The organism is Pseudomonas sp. MEJ108, assembly GCF_030208985.1.
GTDB classification, from domain to species: Bacteria; Pseudomonadota; Gammaproteobacteria; order Pseudomonadales; family Pseudomonadaceae; genus Aquipseudomonas; species Aquipseudomonas fragariae.
The window spans coordinates 150,600-163,972 of the sequence record NZ_JARVSW010000014.1; the positions used below are offsets into that span (position 1 = coordinate 150,600).

The window sequence follows — 13,373 nt, forward strand, 5'->3', positions numbered from 1 at the left end:
TCGCCACTTTCAAATCGTTGCGAAGTTCAAACGTCTCACCCTGCAAAAACAGCGGCGCTGGCAATCAGCGCTGCTCCACCCGCTGCAGAAACCTTCGGGTCCGCTCGTTTTGCGGATTCAGCAGAATTTCGCTCGGGGTGCCGTCCGCCACGATGCGGCCGCCCTCCATGAACAGCACCCGGTCAGCGATGTCCTGAGCGAATTTCATCTCGTGGGTCACCAGTAGCATGGTCATCTGAAACTCGTGGGCAATCGAGCGAATCACCGCCAGGACCTCGCCGACCAGCTCGGGGTCGAGCGCTGACGTGACCTCATCGAACAACATGACCTGCGGACGCATGGCCAGCGCCCTGGCAATCGCTACACGTTGTTGCTGACCACCGGAAAGCTGGCTCGGATAGGCATCGGCCTTGTGCGCAAGCCCGACCAGCCCGAGGTATTGGTGCGCGCGCTCAAGGGCCTCTTCGCGAGGCAGTCTGAGTACCCGTAACGGCGCTTCGGTGACATTTTCCTGCACGGTGAGGTGCGGGAACAGGTTGAATTGCTGGAACACCATGCCTACCCGATGTTCTACCGGAGCCTTGCGCGCGCCAGGCCAGCGCCATCCGGATGTGCGCGCGGGCACTGCTTGGCCTGCGACTTCTATGCTGCCTTGCTGGTAGTTTTCCAGGCCCTTGATAAGGCGCAATACCGTTGATTTGCCCGAGCCACTGGGGCCGATCAAGGCGACTTTCTGACCTTGAGGAATGCTCAGGTCCAAGTGGTCGATAATCCGGTTGTGGCCGAAGTCCTTGACCACGTGTTTCAGCTGTATCTGCGCGGTGGTGACGGGCGGGATTGCGGTGTGTGCGAGATCAGACATGGCTGCGTCTTTCCAGGTATTTGAACAGCAACGAGGTCGGCACGCTGATTGCCAGAAACATCAGCGCCATCACCGTGTACGGTTCGTTGTAACGATAGGTCATGCCGGCGATCTGCTTGGCGGCCTGAAACAGTTCAGGGATGGTAATCACCGCCAGAAGCGGGGTTTCCTTGAACATGCCGATCAGGTAATTGCCGAGCACCGGCAGCATGGGTTTCAACGCCTGCGGCAGGATGATGCGCCGCCAGGTGTCGCTACGATTGAAGTCCAGGGCGCGTGCGGCTTCCCATTGTCCGGCCGGGATGTCGTCAATGGCTCCGCGATACGCTTCGGCAATGTAAGCCGCGTAATAGCAGCCAAGGCCGATCACACCGGTGGTGACCGCCGGAAAGGTAATGCCCGCCAGCGGCAGGGCGAAGAACAGTACATACAACTGGACCATCAGCGGCGTATTGCGGAAAAAGCTCAGGTAGCCTTTGCTCAGGCGATGCACGATGGTTATCTGCGAGCGTAGTGTCAGGGCCAGGACCAGACCGAGCAACACCGCGAGCAGGAACCCCAGCACCACGACCTGCACAGTTACCAGCAAACCCTGAAACAGCTCCGGCAGAATCGACCAGGCGAATGCGATATCAAATTCCATCGTTCATCCCCTGGCTGTGCGCCACGCGGTGGCGTGCTGCTCATAGCGTCGGACCAGCCAGCTCAGTGGCCAGGCCATCACGAAGTAGCACACCAGCACGATGCTCCAGATCAGCGTCTGCTGGCCCAGCGTGGTTATCAATTGACTGCCGGTGAAGGTCAGGTCGGTGAGGGTGATGAGCGAAACCAGCGATGTGGTTTTCAGCAGCTCGACCAATTGATTGCCCATCGGCGGGATCATGAACGGCAGGGCCTGCGGCAGAATGATTCGCCGAAACGCGTTTATCGGCCCGAAGTCCAGCGCACGCAACGCATCGCGTTGGCCCTGGCTGACGTTGATCAGCGCCGAGCGAATGATCTCCGCGCCATACGCCGAAAACGTCAGGCCCAGCCCCAGCACGCCGGTGGTCATGGGGGACAGGCGAATGCCGAACAGCGGCAGGATGAAGAACAGGTAGAACAGCAGCACCAATGCCGAGATGCCGCGCAGCACCTCGACATACACAGTAGCGAACCAGCGTAGCGCCCTGAACGGCGACAGGCGCATCAGGGCGATTACAAACGAAAGCACCAGTACCAGCAGTTCGGCAAGCACGGTGATCTGCAGGGTGATCCAGGCGCCGTGGGCCAGTTGTCTGGCAATGAAGCCTGCGGTTTCCAGTGTTGCGGCATCAACAGGCATGGCCGTACTCGTGTGGGTCAGGGCCGTTTACTGCGCGCCCTCGCGGGGCGAGGCAGGTCATGGGTTGCAGCGTTGGGCTGCGGTGATGGCCGGGTCAGCCAGTTCGTTTTCGGTGTAGCCGTACTTCTGCAGGATGTTCAGCAGCTCGCCCGACGCCCGAAGTTTCGCCAGTTGTTCGTTGAAAGCCTGTTCAAAAGCCGGGTCGTTTTTCGGCAGGCCGTAGGCGTGGTAATTCCAGCCCGGTTTGCCACTGGCGTCCGGAATCTGCTCGAAAGGCAAGGCGCGCTCGATGTCCGGACTGTTGGCTTTCTTGATCAGACTGATGACTTCGGCGTCGGGAAAATACACCACGTCCACGCGACCCGCCTGCAAGGCGGCCAATGCCTCGGTGTCCTTGTCGAACAACACCACGTTGCCGTTGGCGATACCGCTGTCTTTGGCTTCCTGGACCTGATTACTGCCAGGTTGCGTGGCCAGACGCACCTTGGCGTTGCTGGCGACGTCCTTGAGGCTGTGCAGGTTCAGCGGGTTGCCGGTTTTGACAATGAACGCACCACCGGATCGTGTAACCGGGTTGGAGAACGCGATGACCTTGCAACGATTCGGATTGATGAACAGCCCCGCACCAATCAAGTCGAAACGACCTGCCGCCAGACCCGGCACCAGCGAACCGAAGTCAGTGATAGGCGTCTCGATCTGCTTGATGCCCAGCGGTTCGAGAATCGCCCGCAGTATCTCGACGTTGGCCCCGGTGGCTTTGCCATCGGTGCCGATGTAGGCATAGGGCTGTTCATTGGCGATGCCAGCGGTCAGGCCGTCAGTGCGACCTTTTTCCAGCAGTCCGGCCAGGGCAGGGAATGAGATGACGGCATTCAACAGCAGCGCTGAACCCATCAGGGCTGGGAACGACAGGGTTTTTATGCCTTTCATTGCGGGTGCTCGACGTAGGGAGGGATAGGGCTTCTTGCTGATACGGCCTGAGCATGCGGGTCGGGTGCGCAAGGTAGCCTGGTCTTGCCTGCATCCTGCTTCGGCAACGTTTGGTGCATAAGGTGCAACTCTATAGCTATTAAAAAAATAATTTAAATATCAATAAAGAATAAGCATATATACAGTCGCCGACGTTATGGACTCCTAACGTCGGGCGGCCAATTTCTACAAGACCCGGTATTTGTCAGTACGTCCCTGTTCGCAACTCCAGACGCTGGCCAGGTATCGCGGCAATCAACTCCTGGGTGTAGGCCGCTTCAGGTCTGGCAAAAACATCCTCGGCCAGACCCTGCTCGACAGTCTTGCCATGCTTGAGCACCAGTACCTGGTGGGCAACGCTGGCGACCACTGCAAGGTCGTGGGACACCAGCACGTAGGCAATGCCCGATTCGGCTTGCAGTTCGACCAGCAGGTCGAGAATCTGCGCCTGCACTGACACGTCCAGTGCCGAGACTGGCTCATCGAGCAGCAGCAGATCAGGCTGCAGGGCCAGTGCTCTGGCAATGGCAACCCGCTGACGCTGTCCACCGGAAAGCTCGCGCGGCAGGCGGTCCAGATAGGCCACGGGCAACTGCACTCGCTCTATCAATCGGCGTGCCGCCTGCTCCAGTTCGCGGCCTTTGAGCAGACCGAACGAAACCAGTGGCTCGACGATGCTTTCGAATAACGTGAAGCGTGGGTCAAGGGCTGCGAACGGGTTTTGCTGCACCAGCTGAATACGCCGTCGCAGCGGCCTGAATTCGCGCCAGCCCAGGTCGGTGACATCCTGGTCGTCCAGTAAAACTCGTCCGTGAGTGGGCTTTTCCAGGCCCAGCGCAATGCGCAGCGCAGTACTTTTACCCGAGCCGGACTCGCCGACGATGGCCAGGGTCTGGCCGGCATACACCTTGAAGTTGACGTCCTGCAGCGCCTGGAAGTCTGTGTCTTCGCCTTTTACGTAGGGCAGGCGATAGGTCTTGCCGATGTTGTTCAAGGTCAGCAGTGGCCTGGCGCTGCTCGCTACCGGGCGCGGTGTTGCCGGGCTCTTGCGTTGCCCGAACGCGGGTGCTGCTGCGATCAGCGCACGTGTGTAGGCATGGCGAGGCGCGATGAGTATCTGTTGCGGAGGGCCTTGTTCGACCAGCTCGCCCTTGTTCATCACCAGCACTCGATCGGCCCGGTCGGCCGCCACGCCCAGATCGTGGGTGATGATCAGCAGGGAAATACCACGCTCGGCCACCAGACGTTGCAGATGATCGAGGATCTTGCGCTGTACCGTCACGTCCAGAGCGCTGGTGGGTTCGTCGGCGATGATCAGGCGAGGATTGCCGGCCAGGGCGATGGCGATCAACACGCGCTGGCGCATGCCGCCGGACAGCTCGTGCGGGTACTGACGAGCGCGCAATACCGGTTTGTCCAGACCGACCTGCTGCAGCAATTCCAGCACATCGGCATCCACTGCCGGATAACGTCGACCGTGAGCCAGAAGCAGTGCTTCGGCGATTTGCCGACCGATGCGCAGGGTAGGGTTGAGGCTGACCATCGGGTCCTGCGGCACCAGACCAATGGTGCCGCCGCGAATTCGCCGTTTCTCGCGTTCGCCAGCATGGCCAAGATCGTGTCCATCGACGTGTAGCTCACCGCCGGTGATGGCGGCGTTGTCCGGTAGCAGGCCGAGTATGGCGTTGGCCATCGTCGACTTGCCGGATGCGGATTCGCCGACAATCGCCACGGTTTCACCTCGGGCGACCTGGAAGGATACGTTGCGCACGGCCTGGTTGATCTGGCCATCGAAGCGGTAGGCGACACTCAGATGACGAATGTCGATCAGTTGAGCGGTGTCATTCATCGTTGAGTCTCCTCCAGCGTGCGGGCGATGTGGTTGAAGCTGAACACCACGCCGACCACGAACAGCCCCGGCAACAGCGACACCCAGGGTGCAGTCATCAGAAAATGACGACCGTTGGCAATCAGCGTGCCCCATTCGGCGGCCGGTGGTTCGGCGCCGAAACCCAGAAAACTCAGCCCGGCAGTGGCCAGAATCGCCGCGCCGAAGTCCAGCGTGGCCAACACCGCCACCGGGCCCCAGGCGTTCGGCAGGATGTGGCGCAGCAGGGTTCGCGTCCAGCTTGCACCGCCCAGACGCGCGGCTTCGACGTACGGCAGGGTTTTGACCCGCAGCACTTCGGCGCGGGTGGTGCGCGCGAAGCCGGGGATGATCCCCACACCGACCGCAATGGCCACCGGCAGGGTGCCGAAACCGATAGCAGTGACAATCGCCAGCGCCAGTAACAGACCGGGCAGGGCCAGCAATACATCGATCAGGCGCATGATCACCGCATCGATGCGCCCGCCTGCGAAACCGGAAATCACCCCCAGACTCAGGCCGCCGGCCATGGCGATGCCGACAGCCAGCAATGCCGCCTGTACCGAGAGGCTGGAGCCATGCACCACGCGGGTATAAAGATCACGGCCCAACTCGTCGGTGCCGAACCAGTGCGCGGCATTGGGCGCGGTGAGCTTGTCGGCAGGCGAGGTGGCATAAGGTGCGTAGCTGCTCAGCAGGTTGGGTGCCAGCGCGGCCAGCAGCGCAAAGGCGACGATTGCCACGGCCAGCAGAAAACCAGGGCGCCGCAACAGGGGGCGCGTCGCTTCCACGATCCGGCTCAGGCTGCTGCGCCGCCGCCACTGCAGGGCAGGTGCGGTTTTACCCGCAATGGTTTCACTGGAAACGACCAGGCGAGCCAGGCGCGCAAGGCGGTTGTCGAAGATAGTCATGGCTTCAGGAGACCTTTGGCGTATGGGCGATGCGCGGATCCAGCGCGGGATACAGCAGGTCAACGATCAGATTGACCACGACGAACGCAGCTGCGGAGACCGCAACGATGGCAAGTACCACCGGGATGTCCTGGCGCAGCACGGCTTCCTGGGCAAGTCGACCGACCCCGGAGCGGGCGAAAATGGTTTCCACCAGCACCGCGCCGGATACCGTGTTACCCACCTGCAGGCCGATCAGTGTCAGCAGCGGCAGGGCAGCGTTCTTGAACGCATGGCGGGCCTGAACCTGCGCGCGGGTAAGGCCCTTGGCGTAGGCGGTTATGATGTAGGGCTCTTTCCAGACGCCCTGAAAGCCGCGTTGCAGGACCTGGGCATACACCGCAGCGCTGGGGATCGCCAGCGTGACGGCGGGCAGTATCAGGCTTGAGAAACCCTGATTGCCGGTCGCCGGGAACCAGCCAAGGGTGAACGCGAACAGTTGAATGAACAGCAGGCCCAGCCAGAAGACCGGCACCGAGAAGCCCAGCGACGGCAGGCGTGACAAGGCGACTTTCAAGGGCTGCCAGCGTACGTAGGCAGTGAGATACGCCAGACCTGTCCCGCCGATCAGTGACAGAACAATGGCCAGCCCCGCGAGGCTCAGGGTTTGCGGCAGACGTTCGATCAGCAACTCCGATACCGGGCGATTGAGCGTCAGCGAGTTGCCGAAGTCACCGTGTATGGCTCCCCACAGCAAATCGACGTATTGCTCGAAGATGCCCCGGTCCAGCCCGTAATAGAGCTTGGCCTTGGCGAGGTCCTGCGCGGACAGTGAGTCGATTTCGACACCCGAGGCGCTGAGCATGATCGACAGGGTGTCGCCGGGCAGCAGGTACAGAATGAAATAGGTGACGCTGTAGGCACCCCAAAGTACCAGCAGCGCTTGCGCGATGCGACTGAGGATATAGCGGCTCATGGCGTTGCCAACTCGATGTCGTTGAACAGCGCAAAGCCTTCCGCCGTCCAGTGGAAGTTGCGTACGTTTTTCGCCGTGGCGGCTTGCCAGACCCGCTCGTAGACCGGGAACGCCGAGCCTTCGTCGATCAGCAAGTCCTGCAACTCGCCATAGGCCCGGGCACGCTGCTCGCTTTGCGTGGCGGTCAGTCCGGCGTCGAACAGCGCAAGGGCTCTGGGCAGTGTTTCCGGCGCGTAAAGGTTGGTCGCCAGAGTCGAGCTGTTGGCGCTGCGCGGGTCGATGATGGTCTGCAGGATGATCGGGTCGGCGCGGGTCATGTAGTTGTACGTCAGGTCATAATTGCCTGCCGCATTGGCAGCGGCCCATTCGGCGGTGGTCACCACGTTGAGCTTGAGCTCGATGCCCACCTTGCGCAGTTGATCCTGGATCAGTACATCGCCAGCGGTTTCGGCGGGTGACAGGTTGTAGGCCAGCTTCAGCCGTTTGCCCTCCTTGTAGCGATAGCCGTCGGCATTTTTTTGCCAGCCAGCCTGGTCGAGCAAGCGCTCGGCACCCTGAGGATCATAGGCAAGCTTGTCGGCCTGGTTTTTGTAAAACGGTGTAGTGATGTCGAAGACACCGGAGACCACCGGGAACTGCGGGTTGTAGACCGTCGCTGCATAGGTCTTGCGGTCGATTGCCTTTTGCAAAGCCTGGCGCACGTCACGGTCGGCAAGAATGCGATTGCCGCGTGTGTTGGGGTACAGGTTCAGTGCCGGTCCTGGCAGCGACCGGCTTTGAATGGTCGCGCCCCTGGACTTGAACAGGTTGAGATCCACCTCGGAGAACGGGTTGCGCGGCCAGAGAATATCGACCTGCCCCTGAACGAACTGGCCGTTACGTACGCTTTCTTCCGGCACGTAGCTGACCTCGACTGCGTCCAGATGCGCTTCGCCCTTGTTCTGCGCATTGGCCGATGGCCAGGCATAGCCCTTGCGTTTGATCAGGCGCAAACCGCTTTCCGGGGTATAGCGCTCCAGCACGAATGGCCCGGTGCCGATGATTGCACCCAGCGAGCGCTGCTTGACGCTGAGCGCGTAGGACTCTGGAGCCAGGATGGCGAGATTGGTGGTGGAGGTGGCTTGCAGAAAGCCCGCATTGGGTTGGGCCAGCACCAGTTTGATGGTGAACTCGTCCAGCACCTCGGCATGGTCGTAACCTTTGAGGTAAGTGGCGCCGAAGGTGGCTGGCAATTGTGCGGCGAACGACTTGTCCGCGTCGTAGGCCGTCTTCACCGCTTGAGCGTCGAAACGTGTGCCGTTGCTGAAGGTCACGTCCTTGCGCAAGTGAAAGGTGTACTCCAGCGCGTTGTCACTGATTTCCCAGCGCTCCGCCAGCCAGGGAATGATCTTGCCGGTCTGCGGGTCCTGATCGGTCAGGGACTCGGCAATATTGCGCAGCACCACCCGATGCTCCAGCCAGTAAACCTGAAAGGGGTCAAGGCTGACCAGCGTGGTGTTGTCTCTGAAGAACGCCACTTTGAGTGTCTTGGCTGCCTGGCTGTCCTGGCCGGAAGGTGAGCAGCCAAGCAGGGTTATGGCTGTGACGGCGGTAAACAGCAGGCGCGAGAGGAGCGGGCGCCGGGTCATCGCATTGTGCTCCGAGTCACGAATCCATTTGAGAAAGTCGAAGGTGGTGTACGGCGCATGGAAGGTCCTCTTCAAGTCGGGCACAGTGCTTCAGCACTGATTTCTTAAGACCGTATTCTTATGATTATGCGCTGTAAAAGTCTTTTTTGTTCTAAGCTAATATAGGTTTTTATGATTTATAAAGTTATTAATTATGCTCTATTGGTATTTTATGGCGCATGGCCAATTTCTGTAACGGGTCTGCAGCGCGCCCCGGAAACGACAAAGCCCTCGAGTCAGGAGGGCTTTGTGAGTGCTGTATGGTTCAGTGCATGCGTTCCGGATAAGCCATCACCACACTTGGTAAGGTGGGTGATGCCCGCCAGGGATTATCTCAGCTCGCCTGAAGAACGCCATTTTGCTTCGCTACGTGTGCTGCCAAGGCATCCATCAGTGCCGGGGAAAGACAGTCGTAGGTTGGCAAACCCATCGTGTTGAAACGTTCGCGAATGCCGTCCATTTCAGCTGGCGGCGTACCCGTTTCAATGACCGACGAGACGAACGCGGCAAAACCGGGCGCAGCCCAGCCTGTCTGAGGAGACAGTTCGGTGTGCACGAAATCCAGACCGTGGAACGCGTGGTTCTGGTTTTCGATGCGACCATACATGTGGGCACCACATTCTTTGCAGGCGTGACGCTGGATGGTAGCGCTTGCATCAATGATGGTCAGTTTGGCTGCGTTGACGGTAACGCTGACTTTGTCGCGATTGACTACCGCGATGACGGCAAACCTGGCGCCCGCTGGTTTCCAGCATTTACTGCAACCGCAGGCGTGGTTATGCAGTGTTTGAGCATCGACTTTGACCTCAACCTTGTCGGTCGGGCAAAGGCACTGCAGAGTGCCGCCTGCAAAGTCGGTAGCAGCGGATTTGATGCCGTTATCCAGCGCAGGGTGAAGTTTTACATCGCTCACAGTGTACCTCCAGCTATAGGGGTGACTTGGAACAGGTTCCATGGCAACTGCCCCGGAACAGTGGACGACATCAGTATTTGATGACGGTGCGGATCGACTTGCCTTCGTGCATCAAGTCAAACGCTTCATTGATGCGATCCAGGCCCATGGTGTGAGTGACAAAAGGTGCCAGCTCGATCTCGCCTTTCATCGCGTCTTCAACCATCTTCGGCAGTTGGCTACGGCCTTTTACGCCGCCAAACGCCGAGCCTTTCCAGGTACGGCCGGTGACCAGCTGGAAGGGACGGGTCGAGATTTCCTGACCGGCACCGGCAACACCAATGACGATCGATTGGCCCCAGCCGCGGTGGGCACATTCGAGCGCAGCGCGCATCACATGCACGTTACCGATACATTCGAAGGAGTGGTCGACACCCCAGCCAGTCATCTCAATGATCACCTGCTGGATCGGCTGTTCGTGATCTTTTGGATTCACACAGTCGGTAGCGCCAAACGAACGGGCCAGTTCGAACTTGGCAGGGTTGGTGTCGATAGCGATGATGCGTCCTGCCTTGGCCTGACGCGCACCCTGAATCGCCGCCAGACCGATGCCGCCCAGGCCAAATACCGCGACTGTGTCGCCAGGCTGGACTTTGGCCGTGTTGTGCACCGCGCCAATGCCGGTAGTCACGCCGCAGCCGAGCAGGCAGACGTGCTCGGGGTTGGCGTCTGGATTGATCTTCGCGACAGAAACTTCAGCGACAACAGTGTACTCGCTGAAGGTCGAGCAACCCATGTAGTGGTACAGGGGTTGGCCGTTGTAGGAGAAGCGTGAAGTGCCGTCCGGCATCACGCCTTTGCCCTGAGTGGCGCGCACAGCGGTGCACAGGTTGGTTTTGCCCGATTTACAGAACAGGCACTCGCCGCATTCGGCGGTGTACAGCGGAATGACGTGGTCACCGACTTTCACGCTGGTCACGCCTTCGCCTACTTCGATGACGATGCCGGCGCCTTCATGGCCCAGTACTACCGGGAACAGGCCTTCCGGATCATCGCCCGAAAGTGTGAAAGCATCCGTATGGCATACACCGGTATCAGTGATCTTGATCAGCACTTCGCCCTTGCGTGGCGGCTCGACGTCGATCTCGACGATCTGGAGCGGCTTGCCAGGTTCAAATGCAACTGCAGCACGAGACTTCATGTGATTTTCTCCAATTGATGATGCTCGACCCTTGGATCGTTGTCTTTGGGCCGAGCATCGATAGGTGCCTGTCACTGCGTTCTGGAAGATTTCACAGCAAACGCGCCATCACCCAGCAGAGCGAGGACCAGCGCTGTGACGGACAGATAGATCGGATATTCCCAGCCACCGTTAGCGTTGGTGAAGCTCCAGCCGTTGCCGAAATGCACGGTGGCGGCGACAAACAGTTGAACAACAGCGATTGCAGCAACCCAGCGGGCGTAGACCCCCAGTACCAGCATCAAACCGCCGATCACTTCGAAGGCCATAACCGGATAGGCAAGGAAGCCTGGAAAGCCAATGGATTCGAAAAAGCCAGCAGTACCTGCCGGAGTAAAGACCAATACTTTGGTCAGGCCGTGGGCGATGAACATGAGGCCCAATGCCAGGCGCAGTACAAAAGCAGCGTAAGGCGCGGTGCGTGAATCGATCATGGAAAATTCCTTGTGTTAAATAAGCAGTGGGGTTCAGTTGGAAAGCGAAAGTGTCCGGTCCAGCCATTGCGAGAAGTCAGCCAGTTCCTGCGGAATGATCTCGTGGGCCATGTCGTAAAAATGAGTCTGGTGCTGCACACCGATCCGGCTGAGCCAGGCGTCAGCTTCATGTGCCCAGTCAATCGGCAGTACGTTGTCCTGCTGGCCGTGAGCGATGAAGGCTGAGACGCCTTGCAACTGATCACGTGGCGCAATCTTTGGCTCGATTTCTCGCAGCATCCGCCCGCTCAGCAGCGCAAAACCTGCTACCAGCTCAGGTTGTGTGACGCCGACGCTTGAGCTCATGATGCCGCCCTGGCTGAACCCGGCGATCACAGTGGGCAGCGGGGGAAGCGCCTGAATAAACCGGATCAATAACTGGCGGCTGGACTCAGCCTGCTCCTGGTTAAAAGAAGGCCCATCGCTGGTGAAGTTGACCTGGTACCAGGCGAAGCCTTGAGGACCCAGTTGCAGCGGGCCGCGGAGCAACAGGATTTCGATCTCTTCGGGCAGCGACGCGGCCAGACTGGCGAGATTGGCTTCGTTCGATCCTACTCCGTGAAGCAGTAGCAACCGTGCCTTTGGGTTGACAGTGCTACATGCCTTACGGAAAAAAATACCCGACTCGGACTCGCGTGCGGGTTCAGAGAAGTTGATGTTTTGCATGAGGTTATTTCACACCTTGAACGGTTTGAGCTGACTCGAATCGTTCGCTATCAATTGAGGTAAACAGGTAGCTGTCCATCGCCAGAACGCCGTGGGTAATACCGCCGTCCATTACCTGTGTCTGATAACCGTGACCAGCTGCCCCGAGCGCAATAACCAGCGGCAGGAAATGCTCATCGGTCGGATGTGCACGTTCGGCTGAAGGTGCGTACTGCTTGTAGTCGAGCAACTGATCAATGTTTCCTGCCTGCAGGGTCAGGGCGGTCCATGCTGCGAACTGTTTGACGTAGTCGGCGCCGTGGCTTGTTGCGCCGCGGAACTCGTACAGGTTGTGGGTGAGGCTGCCTGACGCCACGATCAATACGTTCATCTCACGCAGTGGCTTGAGTGCTGCGCCGAGCTGCCAGGCGCTGCGTGTATCAAGCGTGGCGGGCATGGACACCTGAACGACCGGTATGTCTGCGTCGGGTGCCAGATACATAAGTGGTATCCAGGCACCGTGATCCAGGCCGCGGGCGGAATCGAGCCGCGATTGCCAGCCCGCCGTCTGCAGCAGCTCAACAATATGACTCGCTAACGCTGGTGCGCCCGGAGCCGGGTAGGACAACGTATACAAAGCGCCCGGAAAACCACCAAAGTCATGAATGGTTTCAGGTGCTGTGCTCGACGTAACCCTGACTTCGCCACGGGTCATCCAGTGCGGCGAGACAACCACGATGGCATCAGGTTTTGGCAGCTCACGACCGAGCCTGGCCAGTCTCGGGCCTGCCAGGCCGGGCTCGATGGCGAACGTGGGAGCACCATGAGACACAAACAGCAGGGGGAATGAAGTGTTCATGGTGACTGCTCCTGATTGATGATGTGTTGCTTACTTGCTCAGCCAGACCGGAGCGACCGAAGTGCCCAGACCCGCGCCGTAGCCGAGGTAGATGTTGAAACCCGCCAGTGGCTCCAGATAGCGAGCGTTAACCAGGCCGCCAGCGTCCACGGTGTTCCAGCCCAGGCTGCGAGCCAGCGCGATAGCGGTTTGCTTGGCGCGCTCACTGTCGCTGGCGACAAATACGCTGCCGGTCTGGTCGTTGGCGAACTTCGGACCATCGGCGAGCACTTGAGCGAACAGGGTGTTGAACGCTTTCACAACGTTGGCTTGGGGCACAGCCCTGGCGATTTCTTCCGAGGCGCTGGTGACGTGGCCGACGGTCAATGACATGTAGTCGGCGCTCAGCGGGTTGGTGATATCGATCACCACTTTACCGGTCAGGTCACCCAGGCTTTGCAGTGCAGCGGTCGCATCGGCATAGGCGGTGGCCACCACGATTACTTGGCTGTCACCCAACGCTTCGGACGCTACATAAGCGCTGACATTCGCGTGCTGGTCGGCCAGGGCCTGCGCCTTGCTGATGTCACGGCCAGTGATGCGGACGCTGTGCCCTGCGGCAGAAAGCTGTTTCGCAAAGGCTGAGCCCATGTTGCCGGTACCGATTACTGTGATTTTCATGACTGCCTCTCTCTGAGTTGAGTTGCGTTTCGATGGGCCCAGTTTATAG

14 protein-coding genes are annotated in these 13,373 nt (G+C 59.5%); all 14 read right to left on the reverse strand.

Features of this window, described 5'->3' with window-relative positions:
- Positions 1–64 precede the first annotated feature (64 nt).
- The 14 genes from QRN50_RS08370 to QRN50_RS08435 all read right to left on the reverse strand — a co-directional run bounded on the left by QRN50_RS08370 (position 65) and on the right by QRN50_RS08435 (position 13,324).
- Entirely contained in the window at positions 65–862 is a 798-nt protein-coding gene (locus QRN50_RS08370; RefSeq protein ID WP_096126517.1) for an amino acid ABC transporter ATP-binding protein, read from the reverse strand.
- On the reverse strand, positions 855–1,505 hold the full coding sequence (ehuD, locus tag QRN50_RS08375) for an ectoine/hydroxyectoine ABC transporter permease subunit EhuD (RefSeq protein WP_003400737.1): 651 nt from the start codon (positions 1,503–1,505) through the stop codon (positions 855–857). Before ehuD ends, QRN50_RS08370 begins: the two co-directional genes overlap by 8 nt.
- 3 nt (positions 1,506–1,508) lie before the next feature.
- Entirely contained in the window at positions 1,509–2,186 is a 678-nt protein-coding gene (gene ehuC / locus QRN50_RS08380) for an ectoine/hydroxyectoine ABC transporter permease subunit EhuC (RefSeq protein WP_053275456.1), read from the reverse strand.
- 57 nt (positions 2,187–2,243) lie between these two features.
- Entirely contained in the window at positions 2,244–3,116 is an 873-nt protein-coding gene (gene ehuB / locus QRN50_RS08385) for an ectoine/hydroxyectoine ABC transporter substrate-binding protein EhuB (RefSeq protein ID WP_011268119.1), read from the reverse strand.
- A gap of 244 nt (positions 3,117–3,360) precedes the next feature.
- A complete protein-coding gene (locus tag QRN50_RS08390) occupies positions 3,361–5,004 on the reverse strand; it encodes a dipeptide ABC transporter ATP-binding protein (RefSeq protein ID WP_060401076.1) in 1,644 nt (547 codons plus the stop codon).
- The gene (locus tag QRN50_RS08395; RefSeq protein WP_003400747.1) at positions 5,001–5,933 is read right to left on the reverse strand and encodes an ABC transporter permease; all 933 of its coding nucleotides are present in this window, start codon (positions 5,931–5,933) and stop codon (positions 5,001–5,003) included. Before QRN50_RS08395 ends, QRN50_RS08390 begins: the two co-directional genes overlap by 4 nt.
- Positions 5,934–5,937: 4 nt before the next feature.
- The gene (locus tag QRN50_RS08400; RefSeq protein ID WP_003400748.1) at positions 5,938–6,888 is read right to left on the reverse strand and encodes an ABC transporter permease; all 951 of its coding nucleotides are present in this window, start codon (positions 6,886–6,888) and stop codon (positions 5,938–5,940) included.
- Positions 6,885–8,516, reverse strand: a complete 1,632-nt coding sequence (locus QRN50_RS08405; protein WP_060401091.1) for an ABC transporter substrate-binding protein — start codon at positions 8,514–8,516, stop codon at positions 6,885–6,887. Before QRN50_RS08405 ends, QRN50_RS08400 begins: the two co-directional genes overlap by 4 nt.
- A gap of 373 nt (positions 8,517–8,889) precedes the next feature.
- Positions 8,890–9,468 (reverse strand): S-(hydroxymethyl)glutathione synthase, encoded by a 579-nt coding sequence (gene gfa / locus QRN50_RS08410; RefSeq protein ID WP_003400750.1) that lies wholly within the window; start codon positions 9,466–9,468, stop codon positions 8,890–8,892.
- Between the two features lie 70 nt (positions 9,469–9,538).
- Positions 9,539–10,648: an S-(hydroxymethyl)glutathione dehydrogenase/class III alcohol dehydrogenase gene (locus QRN50_RS08415; RefSeq protein ID WP_060406574.1), complete on the reverse strand. Its 1,110-nt coding sequence runs from the start codon at positions 10,646–10,648 to the stop codon at positions 9,539–9,541.
- 71 nt (positions 10,649–10,719) lie between these two features.
- Complete coding sequence (locus tag QRN50_RS08420) at positions 10,720–11,121, reverse strand: DoxX family protein (RefSeq protein WP_003400759.1); 402 nt, start codon at positions 11,119–11,121, stop codon at positions 10,720–10,722.
- A 33-nt stretch (positions 11,122–11,154) separates the two neighbouring features.
- Complete coding sequence (locus tag QRN50_RS08425) at positions 11,155–11,826, reverse strand: phospholipase/carboxylesterase (protein ID WP_003400760.1); 672 nt, start codon at positions 11,824–11,826, stop codon at positions 11,155–11,157.
- 4 nt (positions 11,827–11,830) lie between these two features.
- A complete protein-coding gene (locus QRN50_RS08430; RefSeq protein ID WP_011268115.1) occupies positions 11,831–12,664 on the reverse strand; it encodes a DODA-type extradiol aromatic ring-opening family dioxygenase in 834 nt (277 codons plus the stop codon).
- 30 nt (positions 12,665–12,694) lie between these two features.
- On the reverse strand, positions 12,695–13,324 hold the full coding sequence (locus QRN50_RS08435; RefSeq protein WP_024651130.1) for an NADPH-dependent F420 reductase: 630 nt from the start codon (positions 13,322–13,324) through the stop codon (positions 12,695–12,697).
- Between the last annotated feature and the right edge of the window lie 49 nt (positions 13,325–13,373).

Excerpts from the sequence above, each read along its gene's own strand:
- QRN50_RS08435 (WP_024651130.1), bottom strand. The coding sequence starts at position 13,324 with ATGAAAATCACAGTAATCGGTACCGGCAACATGGGCTCAGCCTTTGCG.
- ehuB (WP_011268119.1), bottom strand. The coding sequence starts at position 3,116 with ATGAAAGGCATAAAAACCCTGTCGTTCCCAGCCCTGATGGGTTCAGCG.
- QRN50_RS08405 (WP_060401091.1), bottom strand. The coding sequence starts at position 8,516 with ATGACCCGGCGCCCGCTCCTCTCGCGCCTGCTGTTTACCGCCGTCACA.
- QRN50_RS08400 (WP_003400748.1), bottom strand. The coding sequence starts at position 6,888 with ATGAGCCGCTATATCCTCAGTCGCATCGCGCAAGCGCTGCTGGTACTT.
- QRN50_RS08390 (WP_060401076.1), bottom strand. The coding sequence starts at position 5,004 with ATGAATGACACCGCTCAACTGATCGACATTCGTCATCTGAGTGTCGCC.
- QRN50_RS08370 (WP_096126517.1), bottom strand. The coding sequence starts at position 862 with ATGTCTGATCTCGCACACACCGCAATCCCGCCCGTCACCACCGCGCAG.
- QRN50_RS08415 (WP_060406574.1), bottom strand. The coding sequence starts at position 10,648 with ATGAAGTCTCGTGCTGCAGTTGCATTTGAACCTGGCAAGCCGCTCCAG.
- QRN50_RS08430 (WP_011268115.1), bottom strand. The coding sequence starts at position 12,664 with ATGAACACTTCATTCCCCCTGCTGTTTGTGTCTCATGGTGCTCCCACG.
- ehuC (WP_053275456.1), bottom strand. The coding sequence starts at position 2,186 with ATGCCTGTTGATGCCGCAACACTGGAAACCGCAGGCTTCATTGCCAGA.
- QRN50_RS08420 (WP_003400759.1), bottom strand. The coding sequence starts at position 11,121 with ATGATCGATTCACGCACCGCGCCTTACGCTGCTTTTGTACTGCGCCTG.
- ehuD (WP_003400737.1), bottom strand. The coding sequence starts at position 1,505 with ATGGAATTTGATATCGCATTCGCCTGGTCGATTCTGCCGGAGCTGTTT.
- QRN50_RS08425 (WP_003400760.1), bottom strand. The coding sequence starts at position 11,826 with ATGCAAAACATCAACTTCTCTGAACCCGCACGCGAGTCCGAGTCGGGT.
- QRN50_RS08395 (WP_003400747.1), bottom strand. The coding sequence starts at position 5,933 with ATGACTATCTTCGACAACCGCCTTGCGCGCCTGGCTCGCCTGGTCGTT.